At 61.5% G+C, this 22,156-nt stretch carries 17 protein-coding genes; 15 read left to right on the top strand and 2 right to left on the bottom strand.

The genetic code is table 11. The annotated features are described in order from the left end of the window. The first annotated feature begins 106 nt into the window (after nt 1-106). The 5 genes from DWZ22_RS01375 (at nt 107) to DWZ22_RS01355 (ending at nt 6,283) form a co-directional block, all read left to right on the top strand. Complete coding sequence (locus tag DWZ22_RS01375; RefSeq protein ID WP_117794607.1) at nt 107-496, top strand: YtxH domain-containing protein; 390 nt, start codon at nt 107-109, stop codon at nt 494-496. Continuing rightward, the gene (locus DWZ22_RS01370; RefSeq protein WP_117794599.1) at nt 496-1,251 is read left to right on the top strand and encodes a PRC-barrel domain containing protein; all 756 of its coding nucleotides are present in this window, start codon (nt 496-498) and stop codon (nt 1,249-1,251) included. Before DWZ22_RS01375 ends, DWZ22_RS01370 begins: the two co-directional genes overlap by 1 nt. A gap of 72 nt (nt 1,252-1,323) precedes the next feature. Beyond that, nucleotides 1,324-2,730 carry a polysaccharide deacetylase family protein gene (locus DWZ22_RS01365; RefSeq protein ID WP_233541764.1) on the top strand — a complete coding sequence of 469 codons (1,407 nt, stop codon included), beginning with the start codon at nt 1,324-1,326 and terminating at the stop codon, nt 2,728-2,730. 437 nt (nt 2,731-3,167) lie between these two features. Continuing rightward, nucleotides 3,168-5,012, top strand: coding sequence for a magnesium transporter (locus DWZ22_RS01360; RefSeq protein WP_117742950.1), 1,845 nt, complete (start codon nt 3,168-3,170; stop codon nt 5,010-5,012). Nucleotides 5,013-5,086: 74 nt separating this feature from the next. Next, on the top strand, nt 5,087-6,283 hold the full coding sequence (locus DWZ22_RS01355) for an Nramp family divalent metal transporter (RefSeq protein WP_055252163.1): 1,197 nt from the start codon (nt 5,087-5,089) through the stop codon (nt 6,281-6,283). A gap of 509 nt (nt 6,284-6,792) precedes the next feature. On the opposite strand, the gene DWZ22_RS01350 is transcribed toward DWZ22_RS01355, so the two are convergent. Continuing rightward, on the bottom strand, nt 6,793-9,009 hold the full coding sequence (locus DWZ22_RS01350; protein ID WP_118405255.1) for an acyltransferase family protein: 2,217 nt from the start codon (nt 9,007-9,009) through the stop codon (nt 6,793-6,795). A 186-nt stretch (nt 9,010-9,195) separates the two neighbouring features. On the opposite strand from DWZ22_RS01350, the gene DWZ22_RS01345 reads away from it, so the two are divergent. The 7 genes from DWZ22_RS01345 to DWZ22_RS01315 all read left to right on the top strand — a co-directional run bounded on the left by DWZ22_RS01345 (nt 9,196) and on the right by DWZ22_RS01315 (nt 17,364). Then, the gene (locus DWZ22_RS01345) at nt 9,196-10,191 is read left to right on the top strand and encodes a ribokinase (RefSeq protein ID WP_118405254.1); all 996 of its coding nucleotides are present in this window, start codon (nt 9,196-9,198) and stop codon (nt 10,189-10,191) included. 4 nt (nt 10,192-10,195) lie between these two features. Further along, the gene (locus tag DWZ22_RS01340) at nt 10,196-11,170 is read left to right on the top strand and encodes a nucleoside hydrolase (protein WP_118405253.1); all 975 of its coding nucleotides are present in this window, start codon (nt 10,196-10,198) and stop codon (nt 11,168-11,170) included. A gap of 198 nt (nt 11,171-11,368) precedes the next feature. After that, entirely contained in the window at nt 11,369-12,379 is a 1,011-nt protein-coding gene (locus DWZ22_RS01335; protein WP_118405252.1) for a LacI family DNA-binding transcriptional regulator, read from the top strand. 255 nt (nt 12,380-12,634) lie between these two features. Further along, the gene (locus DWZ22_RS01330) at nt 12,635-14,035 is read left to right on the top strand and encodes an L-fucose/L-arabinose isomerase family protein (RefSeq protein WP_118405251.1); all 1,401 of its coding nucleotides are present in this window, start codon (nt 12,635-12,637) and stop codon (nt 14,033-14,035) included. A 2-nt stretch (nt 14,036-14,037) separates the two neighbouring features. After that, nucleotides 14,038-14,874 carry a transketolase gene (locus DWZ22_RS01325; protein WP_192934422.1) on the top strand — a complete coding sequence of 279 codons (837 nt, stop codon included), beginning with the start codon at nt 14,038-14,040 and terminating at the stop codon, nt 14,872-14,874. Further along, entirely contained in the window at nt 14,867-15,808 is a 942-nt protein-coding gene (locus DWZ22_RS01320; protein ID WP_118405250.1) for a transketolase family protein, read from the top strand. The genes DWZ22_RS01325 and DWZ22_RS01320 overlap by 8 nt, the downstream gene beginning before the upstream one ends. A 65-nt stretch (nt 15,809-15,873) precedes the next feature. Then, nucleotides 15,874-17,364, top strand: a complete 1,491-nt coding sequence (locus DWZ22_RS01315; protein WP_118405249.1) for a glycerol kinase GlpK — start codon at nt 15,874-15,876, stop codon at nt 17,362-17,364. 264 nt (nt 17,365-17,628) lie between these two features. On the opposite strand, the gene DWZ22_RS01310 is transcribed toward DWZ22_RS01315, so the two are convergent. Beyond that, nucleotides 17,629-18,420 carry a MurR/RpiR family transcriptional regulator gene (locus tag DWZ22_RS01310; protein WP_158570721.1) on the bottom strand — a complete coding sequence of 264 codons (792 nt, stop codon included), beginning with the start codon at nt 18,418-18,420 and terminating at the stop codon, nt 17,629-17,631. Between the two features lie 252 nt (nt 18,421-18,672). Here DWZ22_RS01310 and DWZ22_RS01305 point away from each other — a divergent pair, with 252 nt between their 5' ends. From DWZ22_RS01305 to DWZ22_RS01295, 3 genes are read left to right on the top strand one after another with little or no spacing between them, the layout of a single operon-like run. Beyond that, complete coding sequence (locus tag DWZ22_RS01305) at nt 18,673-19,947, top strand: glycoside hydrolase family 1 protein (RefSeq protein ID WP_118405248.1); 1,275 nt, start codon at nt 18,673-18,675, stop codon at nt 19,945-19,947. Next, complete coding sequence (locus DWZ22_RS01300; RefSeq protein ID WP_117798869.1) at nt 19,944-20,711, top strand: ChbG/HpnK family deacetylase; 768 nt, start codon at nt 19,944-19,946, stop codon at nt 20,709-20,711. The genes DWZ22_RS01305 and DWZ22_RS01300 overlap by 4 nt, the downstream gene beginning before the upstream one ends. A 17-nt stretch (nt 20,712-20,728) precedes the next feature. Then, nucleotides 20,729-22,114: a glycoside hydrolase family 1 protein gene (locus DWZ22_RS01295; RefSeq protein WP_118405247.1), complete on the top strand. Its 1,386-nt coding sequence runs from the start codon at nt 20,729-20,731 to the stop codon at nt 22,112-22,114. The last annotated feature ends 42 nt before the right edge of the window (nt 22,115-22,156 follow it).

Genomic DNA, 22,156 nt, shown 5'->3' with positions numbered 1-22,156 from the left:
CGTCTTTGCCGTATGCAGATGAGCGGGGCGGCAAGTGTTGCGCTGCGGGTATAATGGACAGCATTCAAACGGTGGGCGCCGACGTGCCCGCAGGAGAGGAATGATCATGGGTAAGACTTTTAGCTTTGTCTCCGGTGCACTCTTTGGTGCCGCCGCCGGCGCTATCATCGGCGTTGCTCTGGCCCCGCGCTCGGGCGCCGAGACCCGCGCCATGGCTGCCGATATCGCCAACGACGCTTGGGATAACATGCGCGATACCTACGAGCACGGTGCCGAGGAGGCCCGCGCCGCGGTCAACGACTTTGGCCCGATGGTCGATGCCAAGACCGATGACCTGCGCGCCAAGGTCGACCTGGCCCGCGAGCGTATGGACCAGTTGCGTGAGCAGCTCAACGACGCCATCTCGGGCGGCAACGTGACGCCCGCTGCCGACGTCGTGGTCGAGAACGCCGCCGAGGCCGACACCGAGGCTGCGGAGCCCTCGACCGAGGCATAATGCGCGCTGGGGATTTTGTCGGCGCCAAGATCTATCGCAAGCCCACCGAGGACAAGCGCACCAAAAAGGACGGCACGCCGCGCAGCCCTAAAAAGCTCGGAAAGATTCACTTTCCGGTTTTTACCCCGGGCGGTACGCGCGTGGTCGGCTTTATGGTCCGCCAGTCCGATATCGCGGGCATGATCGAGCGTCCCGATCGATTCGTAGCGCTCGACGCCATTGGTGTCTACGAGGGCGCCATTGCGGTCGATGACGTCAAGGACACGTACGATGCCGCTGCGGCCAAGCGCCTCGACATCAACCTGGACGATTGCATCATCTGGGTCGGTATGGACGTGCGCACGGAATCGGGCGACGTCGTGGGCTATTGCTCGGACGTTGAGTTCAAGCCACGCTCGGGCATCGTGCAGGCATTCTATGTGACCGCCGGTGCTGCTTCGAGTGTTTTGGTTGGTGACACGCAGGTGCCGCCGACGATGCTGCGCGGCTACGAGAACGGCGCGATGGTCGTCTCGGACGAGGTCAAGTCGCTCGGGTATTCGGGCGGCGCCGCTGCAAAGGCCGCTGAGGCCAGCGTCGTGGTGGGTGACAAGGTCAAGAAGGGCGCCAAGGTGCTCGATGACAAGGGATCGGTCGCCGTGGACAAGGGCAGCCGCGCACTGGGCAAGCAGCTCGGCAAGACGCGCGGTATGTTCAAGGCGTTTAAGGACGAATATCAAAAGGCGAGCGGGGGCTCGTCAAAAGCTAGCAAATAGCGACGTACCAAATGATGGGAGGCGAGCCGGAGACCTGTTGCTCCGGCTCGCTGTGTTTATGGGGGAGGGCACATGCGCCAAAACGGATCTAACTTAAACGGGCGCTCGGGTGCGCGTCCGACGGCGCGCCGCGACCTGGGGCAGCTGCCCAGCGGTCAGCGTCGACGTCGCCGTAAGCCAGGCGCGATGTACCTCAACCATAGCCGTGGGTTTAGCGATCGCAGCGCGCGCATCGGCAACGGGCGCTCACCGCGCCGACCGTCCCGCCTGCCCTATGCGCTCATCGCCGTGGGTTGCGCGCTCGTACTGTTTATCGCTGCCGTCGTGGGCTACGTAAACCGCAGCGTGGACGTGGAACTCAACGGGCAAAAGACCGCGGTGCGCGTGGGCTCTACGTTGCAGAATCTTATCGACGACCAGGAGTTGGCTGACACCTACGACGCAGGCGACCTGTTGGCCGTCGATGACAGCGTGCTCAAGCGCCATGGGGGCGAAAAGCTGTCGGTGAAGGTCGACGGCAAGCGCGTGAAGCAGGGCAAATGGGACAGCCGTGAGCTTACCGGCGGCGAGAAGGTGACGGTCAAAGACGGTCGCAACATCTACGAGAAGCACGAGGTGCAGGCCACGACCATCGAGCCCAAACTGAAGGTCGAGGGCACAGGCGCCATCGAGTACGTGCAGACATGGGGCGTCCAGGGCCGCTCCGAGGTGTGGGTCGGCGAGCAATCGGGCAAGACGCAGGACCGTGGCGAGGTTGTGCCCGCCACCGATTGCGTGGTTGCCTGCGCCAGCGTGGCGCCAAAGGGCAACGAGAAGGTCGTCGCCCTGACGTTTGATGAGGGGCCGAGCGGCGCCACCAAGCAGATCTTGCAGGTGCTCAAGGAAAAGGGCGTCACCGCGACGTTCTTCCTTTCGGGCGATGCGGCCGAGGCCTCGCCTGCCACGGCCAAGGCGATTGTCGATGCCGGGTGCGAGATTGGCTCCAACAGCTACAGCGATGATTCGCTCAAGGGCGAGGATCGCGAGACAGTACGCGAACAGATCACGAAAGGTACCGATGCGATTAAGTCGGCGACCGGCGTGAAGACGATGCTGCTGCGTGCCCCCTACGCCGCGTTTGACGAGCAAAACTGGATCGACTCGATGGACCTGGTCTCCGCCGTGGTCTCGTGGAATATCGATTCGGGTGACTGGCTGCTCAAAGGTGCCGACGAGCAGGTCTCGACGGTGCTCGATTCGGTGACGCCAGGCAATATCGTGCTGCTCACCGATAGAGACGAATGCGCCGAGCAGACGCTCGAGGCGCTGCCGCAGATTATCGACGGGCTTATTGCCGACGGCTACAAGATCGTGACGCTCAGCGATCTGGTCAAGACGGACACGTCGCTCAGCAAAAAGCTCACGTCACTGACGAAGGTCACCATGCCCAAGAACGCCGTATTTCCCCAACTTGCCGAGGACGACGACGCCACGGAGTAGCTCAAACGAGTGGCACGGTGGGACAAAATTATCAGTAGTGTTTGTCCCAGGTGCGAAAGGCGCATCGGGCTTGTCGTCGCAAGCGACCCTGGGACAAACACTACTGATAATTTTGTCCCACCACTTCGCTGCGGACGACTATGTCACGGATGCGTCAGCGTTTGGTATGCCTGCAATGTGCAGCGCATAAATTCGGTGCCGCAGCGCGATGCTGATGCTATAGTTACTGCGGTTAATAAGGGTCAAGAGAAAGGTTACAGGTGAAATCCAAACCTCGACCATACAGTCGATGACCCCATGCAGGTGCTTTCTGCGCATGCACGGGGTGTAAGCGTCGAGCGGCGTGCCGCCCGCGCATGCGTATACATATCTAAAAGTCCACGGATTGCGTGCCGGCATGGTCACGCGGTCCGCAGGAATAATGATGGGGAGCACCATTGAATTATCTGAGTGAGATGCTCAAATTGCCGGTCTTGGACGTCGACGGCGAAAAGCTCGGCGTTGTGAACGATTTTGGCATTGCAACCGGCGAAGTTTTTCCGCACGTGACGTCGCTTGCGTTCCGTGGTCCCGGCAAGACGCCGTTTATGATCAGCTGGCGCAAATGGGTCGACCGTATCGACGAGACGGGCGTGTATCTCAATACGTCTGCCACCAACATTCGCTTTTCGTACCTGCAGCCGACCGAGCTCCTGCTGGCGCGCGATGTTCTCAATAAGCAGATCGTCGATACGCAAGGCATGAAGGTCGTGCGTGTCAACGACATCAAGTTCTCCATGTCGGGCGAAAATCAGCTGCGTCTGCTGGGTGCCGAGGTCGGCGCCCGCGGTCTGCTGCGTGCAATCGGTCCCGCGCTCGAGCATATCGTCGAGGGCTTTATGAAGCACTTGGGCAAGCCGCTCAGCGAGGACATTATCGCCTGGTCTTACATGGACCTGCTCGACCGCTCGACTAAGAACATCCAGCTCTCGGTGTCGCACAAGACGCTTGGCGAGCTGCATCCTGCCGACATCGCTGACATCATCGAGCAGCTCGACCCGCGCCTGCGCGCGCAGGTGTTCGCGCAGCTCGATACGGCGCAGGCCGCCGAGGCCATCTCGGAGTTCGATGATGACGAGCTCATGACCGAGATGCTCGAGGGCCTGTCCGATACCGACGCATCGTCGATGCTGGCCATGATGGACCCGGACGACGCTGCCGACCTGATCGACGAGCTCGATTATGAGAAGGCCGAGAAGCTCCTGCGCCTGATGGGCGTCAAGGAGGAGAAGGCGATTCGTAATCTGTTGGGCTACGAGGACAACACCGCCGGCCGCATCATGACCTCGGAGTTTGTCTCGCTGCCCGCCACGGCGACGGTCGGCGATGCCATCGAGGCAATTCGCAAACTCGACGAGGATTTTGAGAGTGTCTATTACGTCTATACCGAGGATCCGAGCGGCATGCTGACGGGCGTGCTTTCGCTGCGCACGCTGATCGTGGCCGACCGCGACGCCACGCTGGGCCAGCTGGCCTATCGCGACCTGGTCTATGTGTCGCCCGACGAGGACCAGGAAGACGTGACGGACGAGATGACCAAGTACGACCTGGTTGCCATCCCTGTCTGCGACGAGAACCGTCATATCCTGGGTATCGTGACCTTCGACGACGCTATGGACGTTATCGCCGAGGAGCATCAGGAGGACCTGCAGATCGCCGGTGTCGGTTCGGGCGATAGCGCATCGGACGACTCGACGAACGTGCTTAGCTGGTTTGTGCATCGCCAGTACTGGGTCGTCGTGTGGGGCATTGCCTCGTGCATCATGGCGACGGTGCTGGGGACGGCGCTGGGCTCCGCGTATCTGGTGGTGTTCCCCATGTGCGCCATGCCGCTCGTGTTGCTGGCTGCCTCGCGCATGGTGTCGTTCGTCAAGAACTACTTCCTGGAGTACGACGGCCATGACGATGAGCCCAAGCCGTATCTGGGGTTCTTCTTCCAGAGCACGGGTATGGGCCTGATCCTTTCGCTTGTTACTTACCTGTGCGCGCAGCTGGTGCGCACCGCCGCGTTCCCCGATGCCCCTATGTTTGAGGAGCAGCTCTTTACCGGCTGCTTTAACATTGCTGCCATCATCTGCCTGGTGGGCAACATGAGCGCCGTGATTTATCTGATGGTGCTGTTCTGGCGCGATGAGCACGACCTCAACACGTCGGGTACCGCTATGAACGTCATCGCCGTCATGATCTCGTGTGTGGCGTACTGCATCGCCGCGGTGCTGCTCACCATGTCAGTCATGGGTTAGGTGGTCTCGTGGAAAACACGAAACAAAAGGCGAGCGCCAAGCAAAAGCTGACCATCGCCGCCATCTTTGGCGCTATGGGCCCCGGTCTGCTGGCGGCGCTTTCGGGTAACGACGCCGGCGGTATCGCCACGTATTCCAGTGCGGGCGCCAGCTATGGCTATAAGATGCTCTGGATGCTTCCCGTCATGACCGTGCTGCTTATCGTGACGCAGGAGACCGCGGCGCGCTGCGGCTGCGTCACGGGCAAGGGCCTGGCGTCGCTCATTCGCGAGCGCTTTGGCGTGCGCAAGAGTGTACTTGCTATGGCGGCGCTGTTGATCGCCAACACAGCTGTGACCATTTCGGAGTTTGCGGGTATCGCCAGCGGCCTTGCCCTCTTTGGCGTGCCGGCGAGCATCTCGGTGCCGTTGGTGGCGCTGCTGGTGTGGATGCTTACCATGTCGGGTAGCTTCCAGCGCATCGAGAAGATTCTGCTGCTGGTAAGCTGCGTCTTCGTGACCTATATTGTCGCCGCGTTTATGGCCGGTCCCAACTGGGGTGAGGTCGCGGTCGACTTGGTCGTCCCCAATATTCAGAACGATCCCAGCTACGTGTCGCTCGTGGTCGCAACGATCGGTACCACCATCGCGCCGTGGATGATTTTCTTGGCGCAGAATAACGTGGTCGATAAGAATGCGGGCGAGGACGATATCGTGCTGCAGCGTATTGATACCGTGAGCGGCTCGATCGCTGCTGATATCATTGCGGGCTTCATTATCATCACGACCGGTACGGTGCTGTTCCCGGCGGGTATTCAGATTAGCGATGCCGCCGATGCCGCCCGCGCGCTGGAGCCCATCGCGGGTCAGTGGTCCACGGTGCTGTTTGCCTCGGGCCTGGTCGCAGCGAGCTTTTTGGCTGCCTGCGTGCTGCCGGGCGTTACGTCGAGTGCCATCTGCGAGGCTTTTGGTTGGGAGCGCGGCGCCGATCGCAGCTGGGACGAGGCCCCGGTATATCGCGGCATCATTACGGCCATCATCGGTATCTCTGCCGTACTGGTGCTTATGCCTGGTGTCGATCTGTTCCAGATTATGATGACCTCGCAGGTCATCAACGGCGTGCTGTTGCCCGTGGTTTTGGTGTTTCAGGTGGTTATTGCCGCCGATCGTCACATTATGGGCGCCAACCGCAACGGCCGCGTGTGGAATGTGCTTACGTGGGCGACTATCGGCGTGATCACGGTGCTGACGGTTGTCATGTTTGTCCTGCAGGCGATGGGTTACAGCGCTTAGCGCCTCTTTTGGACTCCAAACAGGCCGCCGCCATGGGTTGCGGCCTGTATTTTGCCTGTTATAGGGGGTTAGTAATATTCGTGTGGACAAAAAATGCCAAATATGAGTACTGTTGCCTGGCCGATAGCATTTACAACTAGGGAAATAATAAACATATCTAAAAATCTGTTCATTAAAAGCGGAGCTCCAAGTCCTAAGCCGGCCATTCGGGTCAACTGGAAGGGTCGCGCGCTACCGCATGGGCGCCATTTTGGGTGGTTTTGCCTGCTACTAAAATTGTAACAGTACTCATATTTGCCTCTTTTTGTCCACGACCTCTTGGAGCCGGCTCGAAAAGAGTGATTTTGGGTTGTTTGCTGCGGGTGTGGGCTTGGAAACAACGCTCGGGGTGGCGAGGCGTCCAGAATTCGGTCGCAAGGAGGGCGTTCCTCGGCTGTGTCAGGAGTGTCCCTAGGTGCCGGACATAAGGAACGTCCCTAACTGCCGGAGGGGGGAGTTTGCGCTGCAGGTTACTTGTCGGTGCCCAGCTTGTGCGGCTTGAGAGCGAGCGCATTGACGAGCGCGTCGGCGGCGGACTTGACGGCTGCCGGCTGCGGATCGTTGACGTGGTCCTCGGGGTGCACGGGCAGGTCTTTCTTGACCGCATCGTGGATCAGGTTGAGGTACTCGGTCACGCCGGTAGTCGACAGGTGCGTGCCGTCGCCATCGAACAGGTCGTTGCGGTTGGCACTGTGCCCGTACCAGTCGATAACGCGTACATTCTTGTAGCGCGTGGCGGCGTTGGCGATGGCCTGGTTCGTGGACCCGACCCACGGCTGCGGGCTACGCGTGTTTACAAACACGACAATACGCTGCTCGCCGGCGTCGGCCATGATCGCATCGACCTGGGCGTCCGTTACCAAACCGTTAGTGCCCAGGGCAAAGACCACGATCTTGCCGGCAAGGTTCTGCTGGATATAGCCCTCAAATGTCGCGCGGCCCGCATCAAACTGGCGGCCCTTTTCGGCATCGATATGGCTGTGCGGGAACACGCCGTCAAAGGAATCAACGGCGCGCAGCGACACGGAGTCACCGATCATCAACAGGTCGTAGGAGCCATCGGGGAAGCCGTCGTTGTCCTTGTCGGTGTCGTCGGCCGCCTGCTGGTCGGTGGGCGCGGTGTTTTTGGCTTCCTTGTTGAGGACTTCGGCGCCCTCACCGCTCAGCGCGGAGGTCTCCGGCACAAAGATCAGGCCGCCCAGCGCGATAACAAGCACGATCCCGCAAGTGGCGCACACAGGAATATGCGCGCGCACCCAGTTGGCGGGTGTGGTGGTGCCGTCGCGGAACTCGGCGACGGTACGGCCGAAGGCGCCCTTCCTAAACGGCGTCTCGATAAAGCGATACGAACATTCGGCCACGGCGATCACCAACAACACCTGCAAGATGTACTGCCACCAGGGCGTGTCGTTGATGTTGGCGACCGGGTTCATGAGCAACAGCAGCGGATAGTGCCACAGGTAGATGCTGTACGAGCGCTTGCCAACCCACACGAGCGGCTCGGTGGACAGCGCGCGGGCAACCATTCCCTGGGGCTGCACGCAGGCCGCGATGACCATGAGCGTGAGGATGGAACATAACAGCGTGCCGCCGCGATACTGGAACGCGGTGTAGCCGTTGGTGAGCGCGACCATGGCGGCAAGGCCAACCAGACCCACGACGCCCAACACATCGATGGATGCGGGCGAGGACCAAAAGCGCACGAGGGCGCTCGGCTGTGCCGGGGCGGTCTCGGCTGCTTCGTCGGCCTTCTCGCCAGACTTGCTCTCGGCGTTCTTGCCGTGCTTGGCGGCGCCAGCCAGGCGATTGAGCCCCAAACGATGAGCGAGACGCACCGGCGCCAGGTCGCGATCGGGGATAAAGGCCATCCAGGCACCCAGCAGCAGCGAGAACACGCGGGTGTCGGTGCCGTAGTATACGCGGCTGGGGTCGGCGGCAGGGTTGTAAAGCGCCATCATGGCGAGGGCAGATACCGCGGCAAGGCCCAGAACCACGCGGCGCGTGTTGGGCTTGCTCACATGCATGGATACCATGGCAAACAGCAGTGGCGGCCAAATCAGGTAGAACTGTTCCTCGATGGCAAGCGACCAAAAGTGCGTGAGCGGCGAGGGGTCGCCCAGAGCATTGAAGTACGAGACGTTTTGGGCAATCTGCCACCAGTTGTTGAAGAACAGCAGCGACGGCAGAATGTCGGGGCGCATCTTGGTGAGCATCACGTGGTTGAAGACGGTGCACAGCGCGCAGGTCACCACCACGACGGTTACCACGGCGGGGACCAGGCGACGGATACGGCGGATCCAGAAGCTCTTGAGGTCGATGCGGCCGGTCTTGGCGACTTCGTTGAGTAGCAGGCGTGTGATCAGATAGCCCGAAAGCACAAAGAAGATCGTGACGCCGAGCAGACCGCCCTGCGCCCACGTGAGGTTGAGGTGATAGAGCACCACCGCGACGACGGCAAGCGTGCGCAGGCCGTCAAGGGCAGGGATGTAGCGGGACTTGAGGCGAGCAGGCGTCTGCTCCGCGGCGGGAGTGTTGGCGCGGCCCTCGTTGTTGGCGGAAGCGCGATGTGGGCTCGCAGTGCGTCGCGACTCGTTGGCACGGCGTTCGCCCTTCACGCGTTCGTGCGGCGCCGGCTCGTTGCCCGTGCGGCGTCGACCGCGCGAGCCCGATTGCGAGAATTGTTCCATAAAACATCATCCAATGACGAGAATAATCAGCACGTATTCATTGTAACTGCCTGCTCCTGTGAATGCTTGCTGCTGGCGCAAGCTCAAGCGCGCGTCCACATCAAAGTGAATTAAAGTTATGGAGGTGCGAGAGCACACAATTGACGGCCGACAGCGGGCGCAGAGCCCACGGACGAGGAGGTTTCCATGGCGGATCACAGCATCGTTGCGGTGTTCGGCAGCATGAACATGGACCTTTCGGTGGCGTGCGAGCGCATGCCGCGCGCGGGCGAGACAGTCGGTGGCAGCGGTTTTATCACCAACGCCGGCGGTAAGGGCGCCAACCAGGCCGTCGCCGCCGCGCGCATGGGTGCGCACACGTGCATGATTGGCGCTGTTGGGCGCGATACCTTTGGCGATGTGCTCGTGGCGGGGCTTCAGGATGCCGGCGTGGGCGTTGAGTTTGCGACACGTCTCGATGGCGTGGAGACCGGTGCCGCGACTATCATTCGCTGCGAGAGCGATAACCGCATCGTGCTGTCGCCGGGCGCCAACCATGCACTTGCGGGCGAGGACGTTGCCCGCGCGCTGAGGCGCCTGGTGGCCGACGAGCTCGACGGCGACGCCAGCGAGATTGCCCCGGCTGCCAGAAGCGTCTTTATCGCCCAGGGCGAATGTGATCTGATGGCAACCGCCGCGGCGCTCTCTTGCGCTCACGAGCTGGGATTCTATACGATCTTTAACCCGGCACCCGCCTGCGATCTGCCGGCAGGAGCGTGGCCTGCGGTCGACCTGGCCTGCCCCAACGAGACCGAGTGCCAGGTGCTGACGGGCATTCTGCCCACGGATGATGCGAGTTGCGTCGCCGCGCTCAATGCGCTGGTCGACAAGGGCGCCGGGGCTGCGGTCATCACGCTAGGCGGCGCCGGCTCAGTTGCGCTTGGCGATGACGGTGAGCTGCTGCGCATGCCGGCGCTTTCGAGCGAGGTGGTCGACACCACGGCTGCGGGCGATACGTTTATCGGCGCGCTTGCAGCGGCTCGCCTGGAGGGCCTGCCGCTCTTTGAGTGCATGGCCGCCGGCGCCCGTGCCTCGGCGGTGACGGTGTCACGTTTGGGCGCGCAGCAGTCGATTCCCACGCGTGCCGAAGTTGAGCGCATGTTTGGTTTAGACGATTTGGTACAAGACGGAGAAGCGGAGTAGAACTATGGCGATTAAGAAGCTGATCCTTGATCTGGATATGGGTGTGGACGATGCGATGGCGCTCGCCTATGCCATCGCGAGCCCCGAGGTGGAGCTCGTGGGCATCACCACATGCTTTGGCAACGTGCGCGTCGAGCAGTCGGCGCACAACTGCCTGGCGGTGCTCGACCTGTTGGGTCGTCCCGAGGTGCCGGTGTACTTGGGTGCCGACCGTCCTCTGCAGGCGACCGAGCCCTATACGCCGCCGGCGTCCACCACGCTTATCCACGGCAAGAACGGCATCGGCGGCGCGAGCGTGCCCGCCTCGCCGTACGAGCCGGTGGGGGCGACGTCGGCCGATGGCAACGCTGCGGTCGATTATCTGATCGATGCCGCGCGTACCTATGGCCCCGACCTGATCTACGTGGCGACCGGCCCGCTCACCAATCTGGCGCTTGCCCTGGAGCGTGATGCAGCGGCGATGATGTCTATCGGTCGCGTGGTCGTGATGGGCGGTGCGCTCACCGTGCCCGGCAACGTGAGCGCGGGCGCCGAGGCCAACATAGCAAGCGACCCCGAGGCCGCCGACGCCGTGCTGCGCTCGGGCCGCAAGCTCACTATGGTGGGTCTGGATGTGACGCATCGCGTGGTGCTCACGCGTCGCGATATTGCCGGCTGGACGGGCTCGGGCACCATGGCGGGCTGCGCATTTGCGAGCATGGTCGAGCACTATATTGGCTCGTACGAGATGAACGCACCCTACCTGGGCGGCTGCGCACTGCACGATCCGCTGGCGGTTGCCGTGGCGATTGACCCCACGCTTGTGGGTGCGCTCGGCTGTAACCTGCGCGTCGACCTGCTGGGCGAGTACCGCGGCCGCACCATCTGCGACGAGCACCGCCTGTCCGATCCGGACAAGAGCGCGCTTGTGGCGCTGACCGTCGACGCCCCGCGCTTCCTCGCGGAGTTTAAGGCGCGTATGGCCCGCGTCCTAGGTTAAATGTTTTTCACGCCCCAAATTGGCTACCGAGTAAATGTGCCCGTTGAGGGAATAGTCGTGCCACTTTGCTTGACAACAGGCTAAACTAGCTCATAAACATTTACTATTCTGTTTAGATTGAATTTGCGGTCGTTTAGTTGTCGAGTCACGGGGCGGTCAGGCCACGATGCTCGACCGCGACCGTTACTAGGGGGAACAATGGCTAAAGCAAGTGTTCGCGAGATCAGCCGCATCACCGGTTTTTCGCCTGCGACTGTGTCCAACGCGCTCAACCGCAAGCGCAGCGTGAGCGAGGAGACCGCCAAGGTCATCCTGGAGTGCGCGCAATCGCTCGGCTACCAGCAATCGACGCAGCTCGAGAGCATTCAGTTTGTGCTCGCGCGCAAGACGGGCGCCATCCTGGACGAGAGCACCTTTCACCCCGCGGTCATCGAGGGCGTGGAGCGCCAGGCGCGTCGCCACGGCATGAGCACGAGCTTTGTCTCGCTCGACTTTAGCGACTTGAACGCCGTGCGCCCGCAGGTCGAGGGCCTTATCGCCGACCCGGCTGCCGCCATCGTGCTGATGGGCACCGAGCTGGGTGAGGAAGATTACGCCTTGTTCGCCAACGCCGCCGCCCACCTGATCGTGCTCGACGGCTGGAGCGACCGCCAGTACTTTGATGCCGTAGTCATTGCCAACACCGATTCGGTGCTGCGTGCCGTGGATTACCTTATCGAGAAGGGTCACAAGCAAATTGGCTACCTAGCAGGCGACCTTCGCATCCGCAACTTTAAAGATCGCGAGCGCGGCTATCGCCAAGCGCTTGAGGACGCGGGCCTTGACGCCAATCCGACATGGCGCGTCACGCTGGGAACCACGCTCGAGGGCGCTTATCGCGACATGGGCGCGTGGCTCGACAGCATCTCGCGCGACGACCTGCCGACGGCTTTCTTTGCCGAGAACGACGTGCTTGCCGTGGGCGCCATGCGCGCGCTGAGCGAACACGGCGTACGCGTGCCCGAGGACGTCTCGATCATCGGCTTTGACGACCTGTCTCTGGGCGCCTTCTCAAACCCGCCGCTCACCACGGTGCACGTTCCCAAGCACGAGGTGGGCGAGATCGCGGTGCGCCGACTGGTGGGCAACATCCGCAATCCCAAGAGCTATACCTGCAAGACGGCCGTATCGACGTATTTTGTCGAGCGCCAGAGCGTGCGCGAAATCTAGGCGAAGGCAGCATCGCTCGCGGCGCGTCAAAGCGCGCGAGGGCAGTAAGTGCAACACCGTTCAAAATGGGGTCCTTTGGGACCCTTTTTGTTCTCCTTGTATGTTCAGTTTGTTTACATACCGTTTAGGCTGATTTCTCTACCGCCTGCGGGTATTTCGCGCTAAACTTCTAAACAGAATAGTAAAACATTTAGTAAACAGAACAAAACGAAACAATCGTCTGTTTACTGAACATGTGACTAGGGGAGGACGTACATGGATAAGATCAAACTCGGCTTTGTGCCCACGCGCCGAAGCATTTTTAGCGCGCCGGACGCGATCAAGTATCGCGGCCTGACGGCTGATCGCCTGCGCGAGATCGGCGTCGACATTGTGGACATCGACGACATCAACGACGAGGGCCTGCTGTTTGACGACAGCCATATCGAGCCTATCGTCAAGAAGTTCCGCGCCGAGGGCGTTGACGGCATCATGCTGTGCCACGCCAACTTTGGCACCGAGTACGTTTGCGCCCGCCTTGCCCGTGAGCTCGGCCTGCCCGTGCTGCTGTGGGGCCCGCGCGACGAGCGCCCCGAGCCCGACGGCACCCGCCTGCGCGACAGCCAGTGTGGCCTGTTCGCGACCGGCAAGGTCCTGCGCCGCTTCCAGGTTCCCTTCACCTACATGACCAACTGCCGCCTGACCGATCCCGAGTTCGAGCGCGGCGTCTGGGACTTTTTGGCCGTGTGCAACGTGGTCAAGACCTTCAAGCACACCCGCATCCTGCAGATGGCGACCCGTCCGTTCGACTTCTGGTCGACCATGTGCAACGAGGGCGAGCTGCTCGAGAAGTTCAATATTCAGCTTTCGCCCATCCCCATGACCGAACTTGTTCAGGCCGTGCGCGACGCCCAGGCCGACGAGCGGGCCATGGCCGCCATGCTTGCCCACATTCGCGACAGCTTTGAGATCTGCATCCCCGAGGACAAGGTCCCCGCGGTCGCAGGGCTTGCTATCGCCATGAAGCGCCTGGTCGATAAGTACGGCTGCAACGCCGGCGCCATCCAGTGCTGGAACGCCCTGCAGGACGAGCTGGGCATTATGCCCTGCGCCGCCAACGCCATCCTCAATGAGATGGGTATCCCCGTCGTGTGCGAGACCGATATCCACGGCGCCATTACCGCGCTGATGGTCGAGGCCGCCGACCTAGGCCGTCACCGCGGCATGTTCGCCGACTGGACCGTGCGCCATCCCGATAACGAGAACGGCGAGCTGCTGCAGCACTGCGGCCCCTGGCCCTGCAGCTGCGCGGCCGTCAAGCCCAAGCTCACCTACCCGCTGGCTTTCGATCACCCTGGTGCGCTGACGGCCGAGGCCAAGCACGGCGACCTCACCCTTGCCCGCTTTGATGGCGACAACGGCGAGTATTCGCTGCTGCTCGGCAACGCCCGCGGCATCGACGGGCCGGCCGGCATGGGCACCTACCTGTGGGTCGAGGTCGACAACCTCAAGCGCCTCGAGGCCAAGATCGTTGAGGGCCCCTACATTCACCACTGCGTCGCCATTCACGCCAACGTGGTACCGGTGCTCTACGAGGCATGCAAGTACATTGGCATCCAGCCCGACCTATATGACCCGATTGAAGAAGACGTCAAAGCCTACCTGCGAGGAGAGTAGAAATGGCAACTATCGAAGAGCTTGAGTCCCTGCGTTGGGATCTTCGCCGCGATTGCGTCGATATCATCATGGCTGGCGCCGGCGGCCACATCGGCGGCGACATGTCGGTGATCGACGCCCTCATGACCCTCTATGCCAACCACCTCAACATTTCGCCCGAGACTGTCGACGACCCCAACCGCGACCGCTTTGTGCTCTCTAAGGGCCACGCCATGGAGGCCTACTACGCGGTGCTGTGCCACGAGGGCTATCTGGACCTCGATGACGTCAAGGCCCGCTTCTCCAAGTTCGGCAGCCCCTATATCGGCCACCCCAACAACAAGCTCAAGGGCATCGAGATGAACTCCGGCTCGTTGGGTCACGGCCTGCCCGTGGCCGTGGGCATGGCGCTTGCCGGCAAGATGGACGGCCGCGACTACCGCGTCTACACCATTATGGGCGACGGCGAGCTTGCCGAGGGCTCGGTCTGGGAAGGCGCCATGAGCGGCGGCAACTACCAGCTCGATAACCTGTGCGCGCTCGTGGACCGCAACCGCCTGCAGATCAGTGGCAGCACCGAGGACGTCATGAAGCAGGATTCGCAGGAGGAGCGCTGGGCCGCCTTCGGCTGGAACGTGCTCTCCATTCCGGGCAACGACGTCCAAGCCATCGATGCCGCGCTGACGTTGGCCACCGAGACCTGCGGAAAGCCCACGGTCATCATTCTCAACACGGTGAAGGGCTATGGCTCGCCCGTTATGGAGGACAAGGCCGCCTGGCATCATCACCTGCCCAACGATGAGGAATATGCCCAGATCATCGCCGATTTCGCTGCTCATAAGGAGGCCATCAATGGCTAACAAGATCGCCAACCGCAAGGTTATCTGCGACACGCTGCTCGAGGCCGCCGAGACCGATAAGGACATCGTCGTCCTGTGCTCCGACTCCCGCGGCTCCGCATCGCTCACGCCGTTCTTCGATCAGTATCCCCAGCAGTCCGTCGAGGTCGGCATCGCCGAGCAGGACCTGGTGAGCATCGCCGCCGGCATGGCTTCGTGCGGCAAGAAGGCCTGGGCCGCCTCGCCGGCGTCCTTTGTGACCACGCGCTCGTATGAGCAGTGCAAGGTCGATGTCTCGTACTCCAACACCAACGTTAAGCTCATCGGTATCTCGGGCGGCGTCTCCTACGGCGCCTTGGGCATGAGCCATCACTCCGCGCAGGATATCGCTGCCATGAGCGCGATTCCCAACATGCGCGTATATCTGCCGAGCGATCGTTTCCAGACTGCCGAGCTCGTGCGCGCCCTGGTTGCCGACAACAAGCCGGCCTATATCCGCGTGGGCCGCAACCCGGTCGAGGACGTGTATACCGAGGACGAGTGCCCGTTCCAGATGGACCGTGCCATCTGGGTACGTCGCGGCACCGATGTGACGATTGTCGCCACCGGCGAGATGGTCCGCCATGCCGTGGACGCCGCCGACCTGCTGGCCGAGCAGGGTATCTCCGCTACCGTGCTCGACATGTACTGCGTCAAGCCGCTCGACGCCGATGCCGTAATTGAGGCCGCCGGTGCCACGCGCGCCGTCGTGACCGTCGAGGAGCACAGCCCCTTTGGCGGCTTGGGCTCCATGGTCGCGCAGGTCGTGGGCGAGCATTGCCCGCGTCCGGTTAAGTGTCTGAGCCTGCCCGACGCGCCGGTCATCACCGGCACGAGTCCCGAGGTCTTTGCGCACTACGGCCTGACGGGTGCCGGAATCGCGCAGACCGTCGCCGAGTTCCTGCCCGCAGAGTAATTGGAATGTGACAAAGGGACAGCCCCTTTGTCACATTCGATTTGACGGAAGGAATGGGAGAGTACATGAGCAAATACATCATCGGAATCGATCAGTCCACGCAGGGCACGAAGGCGCTGCTGGTGGACGAGGGCGGCCACCTGATTCATCGTGCCGATCGCTCGCATCGCCAGATTGTCAACGATACCGGCTGGGTGAGCCATGATCCGACCGAGATTGCCGCCAACGTGCTGGCCGTGGCGCGTGCCGTGGTGGAGGAGACCGGGGTCGATCCGGCCGATATCGCTGGCATTGGCATCTCCAACCAGCGCGAGACCACCGTTGCCTGGAGTCGCACGACAGGCGAGCCGCTGTGCGATGCCGTGGTGTGGCAGTGCGCCCGCGCCCGTGAGCTGTGCGACGGGTTTGCTGCGCGCGAAGGCGTGGCCGAGCTGGTGTGCGACACGACAGGTCTGGTGCTCTCGCCCTACTATCCGGCGGGCAAGATGGCTTGGATCCTCGCGAACGTTCCGGCGGCTGCCGAGGCCGCGGCGGCGGGCGAGCTGTGTCTGGGCACCATCGATGCTTGGGTGGTCTGGACGCTCACGGGCGGCGCGGAGTTCCGCTGCGACTGGTCCAATGCCAGCCGCACGCAGCTCTTCGACCTGCGCCGTGGCTGCTGGAGCGAGCCGGTGTGCGAGGCCTTTGGCATCGATCCGGCCTGCTTGCCGCAGGTGACCGATTCCGATGGCCTGTTCGGCACAACGGACCTGGGCGGCTTTTTGCCGGCCCCCGTGCCGGTGCACGGCGTGCTGGGCGACAGCCATGCGGCCCTGTTTGCGCAAGGCTGCCACAGCCGCGGCATGGCCAAGGCGACCTATGGCACCGGCAGCTCGGTCATGATGAACGTTGGCGACGAGTTTGTCGCCAGCTCGCACGGGCTTTCGAGCTCGCTTGCATGGCGTATGGATGGCGTGACCGAGTATGTGCTCGAGGGCAACGTGAGCTACGCCGGCGCCGTCAAGACCTGGCTGCGCGACGATTTGGAGCTCATCAACAACCCCGAGGAGGTCACCGACCTGTGCTACGCCGCCAATCCGGCGAGCCGCGTCTACTTTGTGCCGGCGTTTACCGGCCTGGGTGCGCCGCACTGGGCAAGTGATGCCGAGGGCTGCGTCTTTGGCATGACGCGCACCACGGGCCGCGCGGAGTTCGTAAAGGCTGCCGATGAGTCGATCGCCTATCAGATCTTCGACGTCATTGATGCGATGGTCGAGGATTCGGGCGCCGCACTGGCCGAGCTTCGTGTTGACGGCGGCCCCACGCGTGACGCGTACCTGATGCAGTTTGAGAGCGACTTGGTCGGCTCGCCCATCCGCATTGCGAGCAATGACGAGATGAGCGGTCTGGGCGCAGCTTGGGCCTGCGGCATTGCGCTGGGCATGTACGCGCGCGATGTCGTTGACGTCTATGGCGCCCGCGGCATCGTGGAGCCCACCATGTCCGTCGACGAGCGCGCCAAAAAGATCGCCGGCTGGCGCCACGCCGTCGATGCTACAATCGCGTACACGGCCTAGACGGCTGCGCGGCGCCCAAGCACCGCATCTTGCCGTTCAAGCCGTCGCTTGCGTACCAAAGTACGCGGCGCTCCTCTTTCACGGCAACCTGTGGCGCTTGGGCGTCGCTCGCCTTCTGCCGGCTATTCCCTGAATCTCATCTGGCTTTCTGGGACGGGGATTATAAAATCACGGTAGGAGTGCGGCAACCGCCTCGATCAATACCTTTCCATGGCGAAAAGCTCGCGGCTCGCGGGAGGGACGCTGCTTCAATTGTGAGCGACTCTAGCGCCCCGGCATGTCGTCGTACGGGCGATTGGGCGCGCTCGGGAAGGCATCGCTTCCATATTGGAGCAGATACTGCTGAACGACGAGGTCAATTGCCGCGAGCGCCCCGTATTTGCCCGTGTCGTTGGCATTCGACTCGCCGCACTGCATGATGAAGGCGGCCTGATTCCAATATGGGTTCGAGGCGTTTTGCGTGATTGCCAGCACGGAGCACTTGCTATCCCTGATGCTGTTGCAGACATCGACATATCGAATGGGATAGCTGCCCCCAACGCTGCAGATGATCGCCAGGTCCTCGGGCTGGAGGGATTGGGCACATGCAAGCTGGGAGGCTTGATCCAGATACAGGTCCATGACCTTTCCCATAGAAAACAGCTTGTTCTGAAGGTAGCGTCCAGTATCCCAAAGAAAATGATGGGAAAAGAACGCGACTCGGCGGCAATTATGAATTGCATAGGCGATTTTTGGAAGTTCGGCCAGGTTTTTCTCGGAAATGGTCGCGGCGATGTTTTGCTGAGCTTCCCTCGCATATTCAAGAAACGTCGCGTGCGGGTTCGCGGTGAGATTGCAAAAGAAGCGCTGGGAGTAGTCGTAGCTGATGGGATAGTCGACCCCGAGCGCGTCATGCATCTCTTTGAAGCTCTCGTAGCCTAAGAATCGGCAAAAACGCGAGACGGAAGCCTTCGAGACGTAGCACATATCGGCGATCTGCGCGATGGACATGTCCTTGAGCGCGTCGTAGTTTTCCAACATCTTGACGGCTATCTGATAGTTGTTGTCGCGCTGCATGCTGGTGTCTATATAGCTGAGGAGCTTTTCCCCAACAGAGCCCATCGGGTTGGCACAATTCAAGAGTCCACTCCCATCAGACGTTTCAAAACCATTAAATACCAGCGGGTTTCATATCGTGAAACTCATGTCTCCATTCTGTAACATCGGTGTCCAGGATGGAACGCAAAACCCTGTGCATTCGTGTTGTACTCAATGGTAACAGGAGCCGGGCGATTAAGCCCGGATGCGGATACATGAAAGGGAGATTGCATGTCACATCAGTCGACTTCGGTATTTCCCGAGACGTTTCTCTGGGGCGTCGCGACCGCTGCGCACCAGGTTGAAGGCAACAACGTGAACAGCGACACGTGGCTGTTCGAGAATGTTGAGGACACGGCGTTCATGGAGCCTTCTGGCGACGCGATGGACCACTACCATCGTTTCCGCGAGGATATCGCCCTTATCGCATCTCTTGGCCTCACCTCCTATCGTCTGAGTGTCGAGTGGTCGCGCATCGAGCCGGCGCGCGGCTTGTTCTCCAAAGCAGAGCTCGCGCACTATCGCGAAGTGCTCCAGTGCTGCCGTGACAACGGTCTCAAGACGATCGTCACACTCCATCATTTCACGTCGCCGATCTGGCTGCTCGCCCAAGGCGGCTGGGAGTCGCCCGAGACTCCCTCCCTTTTCGCGCGGTACTGCGCGCGTGTGGTCGAGGAGATGGGCGATTTGATGGACTACGCATGCACTATGAACGAGCCAAACCTGGCATGGCTCTTGGCTGATGTCGGGGCCACGTCGCGCAACGCCTCCGATCGCGCTGAGGACCCCATGTTCCGCAGCGTCGCCAAGGCGTTGGGAGTCGAGCCGGCATCCCTGGCCCAATTCCAGTTCGCAGCCACCGAGCGGGCGTTCGATGTGAAGCTCGCCGCTCACAAGGCTGCCGTTGACGCCGTGCATGCAATCCGTCCCGATCTCCCGGCAGGTTGGACGCTCGTGGGAAGTCCCTTTAAGGCGGCTCCCGGTGGCGAGGAGCGCGCCGCAGCTGCCCGCGAGGAGATTTGCGATCGCTTTTACCGTGCTTCCGCAGGCGATGATTTCGTGGGTATCCAGACGTACTCGCGCTCGTGGTACGGCGCGGATGGCCCGGTTGACCCGCCTGCCGGCGTGGAGCTCACCCAGCGCGATGAGGAGTTTTATCCCGAGGCCATCGAGGAGAGCCTGCGAGCTGCTTGGGACCAGTCGGGCACGCCTCTGTTCGTCACCGAAAACGGCATAGCTTCCGAGGACGACGAGCAGAGAGAGCGCTTTTTGGATCGAGCTGTCGCCGGTGTGGGGCGTTGCGTCCGCGACGGTATCCCGGTCTTGGGATACACCTGCTGGTCCGCGTTTGACAATTTCGAGTGGGTTTTCGGGTATGGCCCGAAGTACGGGATCATCTCCGTCGACCGCGAGACACAACGCCGCACCGTAAAGCCAAGCGCTACACACCTGGGAAGCATAGCGCGCTGTAACGGTGCCTGCGTCGAGATCGGTGATGCCCGATGAAGCGCCTGCTGATACGCGCCGACGACCTTGGCTACTCTCGGGGCGTCAACTACGGCATCGTCGATTCGGTCCGCGGCGGACTCGTCGGGTCAGTCGGGGTCATGACCAACATGGAATCCGTGGACCACGGCCTCGAATTGCTCGACGGGCTCGACGTGTGCCTTGGCCAGCACACGAACATCTGCGTCGGCAGGCCGCTTACCGACCCTGCGCTCATTCCGAGTCTCTGTGGACCGGATGGCATGTTCAAGCCGAGCGGGGCGTATCGGGACGCCATGAAGCGGGGAATCGACTTCGTGGTGCTCGATGAGGTCGTCTTGGAGATCGAGGCTCAGTATCGAAAGTTCGTATCGCTTGTGGATAGAGAACCCTCCTACTTTGAGGGTCATGCGGTGGCGAGCCCGGCGTTTTATAAGGGGTTGGAGATCGTGGCGGAGCGCCACGGACTGCCGCTGTTCCCGATGGGCGCGCCGGGGGAGGCGGTCACGTTCAAGAGCACGCGTGTCGCTGCGTACATGCCCACAGATTTTCGCGCCTATGAGATGGATCCGTTCTCGGCGGTGCGCGGCGCCGTCGAGAATGCGAACGACGACGCGTGCACCCTCATGGTGTTCCATCCGGGTTATATCGATGCCTATCTCATGGACCACTCGAGCATGATGACGGCGCGGGCGCGTGAGGCGTCGATGCTTTGCGATCCCGCAACCCGTGAATGGCTGGTGAGTCAGGACATCGCGTTGGTGACATACGACGATCTGAGCTAAGGAGAAAGGTGGCAAGTATGGCAAACAGGTTTCCCGATGGATTCCTATGGGGTGCGTCGACGAGCGCATTTCAGGTAGAGGGCGCCTGGGGGGAGGGCGGCCGAGGCAAGTCGACGACCGATCGCGGCTTCGGCATCCCCGGAATCACAGATGGCAGCGTGGCGTCCGACCACTACCATCGCTGGAAAGAGGATGTCGACCTCATGGCCGAACTCGGACTCAAGACGTACCGCATGAGCTTCTCGTGGTGTCGCATTATGCCCGGTGCGACTTGCGAGCCGAATCCCGAAGCCCTGGTGTTCTACGACGGTCTGATCGATTACCTTCTGGAAAAGGGCATCGAGCCCTTTGTGACGCTGTATCACTTCGAGTGCCCCCAAGCACTCGTCGACGAGTTCGGCGGATGGTTAGATCGCAGGATGATCGATGCCTTCGCCCGCTACGCAGAGGTCTGCTTTAGGCACTTTAAGGGCCGTGTAAAGCTGTGGGCGACTATCAACGAGCAGCTTATCGCGACGGCGTCGTCGGTGAACACCGGGGATACCGAGACCGACCCCAAGAGACATCAGGGCAATACCTATCAGATGAGTTACCACATGTCTCTCGCAGAGCACCGTGCTTTCGAGCTTTTGCACTCAATCGATCCCGAGGCGAAGATCGGGCCGGTCTGTGCCATCCAGGTGACCTATCCGCTCAGCAGCTCGCCTGCAGATGTGATGGCGGCGCTCAATGCCGAGGAGATGGAGCAGTTCTACATGCTCGACATGAGCGTGCGTGGATCGTATTCCCCGTATGCGGCGAGCTATCTCAAGCGCGAGGGGTTCTATCCCGCGGTCGAGCCCGAGGACGATGCGGTCCTGCACGGGTCGACGCCCGATTTCATCGGCATTAACTATTACTCCAGCAGCTGCGTCAAGGAGCGCACCGAGCCCATCGTATTCGGTGGCTTCCCGCCTTGGGGCGCGGGCGACTTCGTCCTCTGCGACAACCCAAGGCTCGAGAAGACCGAGTGGATGCCCAACGGCCTCGACCCCATCGGGCTGTCGATCGGCATGCGCAAGGTGCATGACCGCTACGGCCTGCCCATGATCATCACCGAGAACGGCATGGCTTTGAGCGAGGAGCCCGATGAGTCCGGCGCGATTCACGACGAGCAGCGCATCGCCTATCTCTCCGCGCATATCGCCCAGGTCGGCGAGCTTATCGAGCAGGGTTATCCCATCTTTGGGTATTGTCCGTGGAGCTTTGTCGATGTGGTCTCCAGTCATCAGGGCTTCGCCAAGCGCTATGGCCTTGTATACGTGGATCGCACCGATGACGACATCAGGACTTGCGACCGGATTCGCAAGGACAGCTTCTATTGGTATCAGAAGGTCATCGCGGGCAATCAGCTGCCCGAATAAACGCAGGTTTTCCGGTTGGCGCGAAGTCGCCGATGGGGGATA

Source organism: Collinsella sp. AF31-11 (assembly GCF_003475605.1).
Lineage (GTDB): Bacteria > Actinomycetota > Coriobacteriia > Coriobacteriales > Coriobacteriaceae > Collinsella.
Note: the sequence above shows the minus strand (reverse complement) of the source record. Positions and strands in the feature narration are given on the sequence as shown.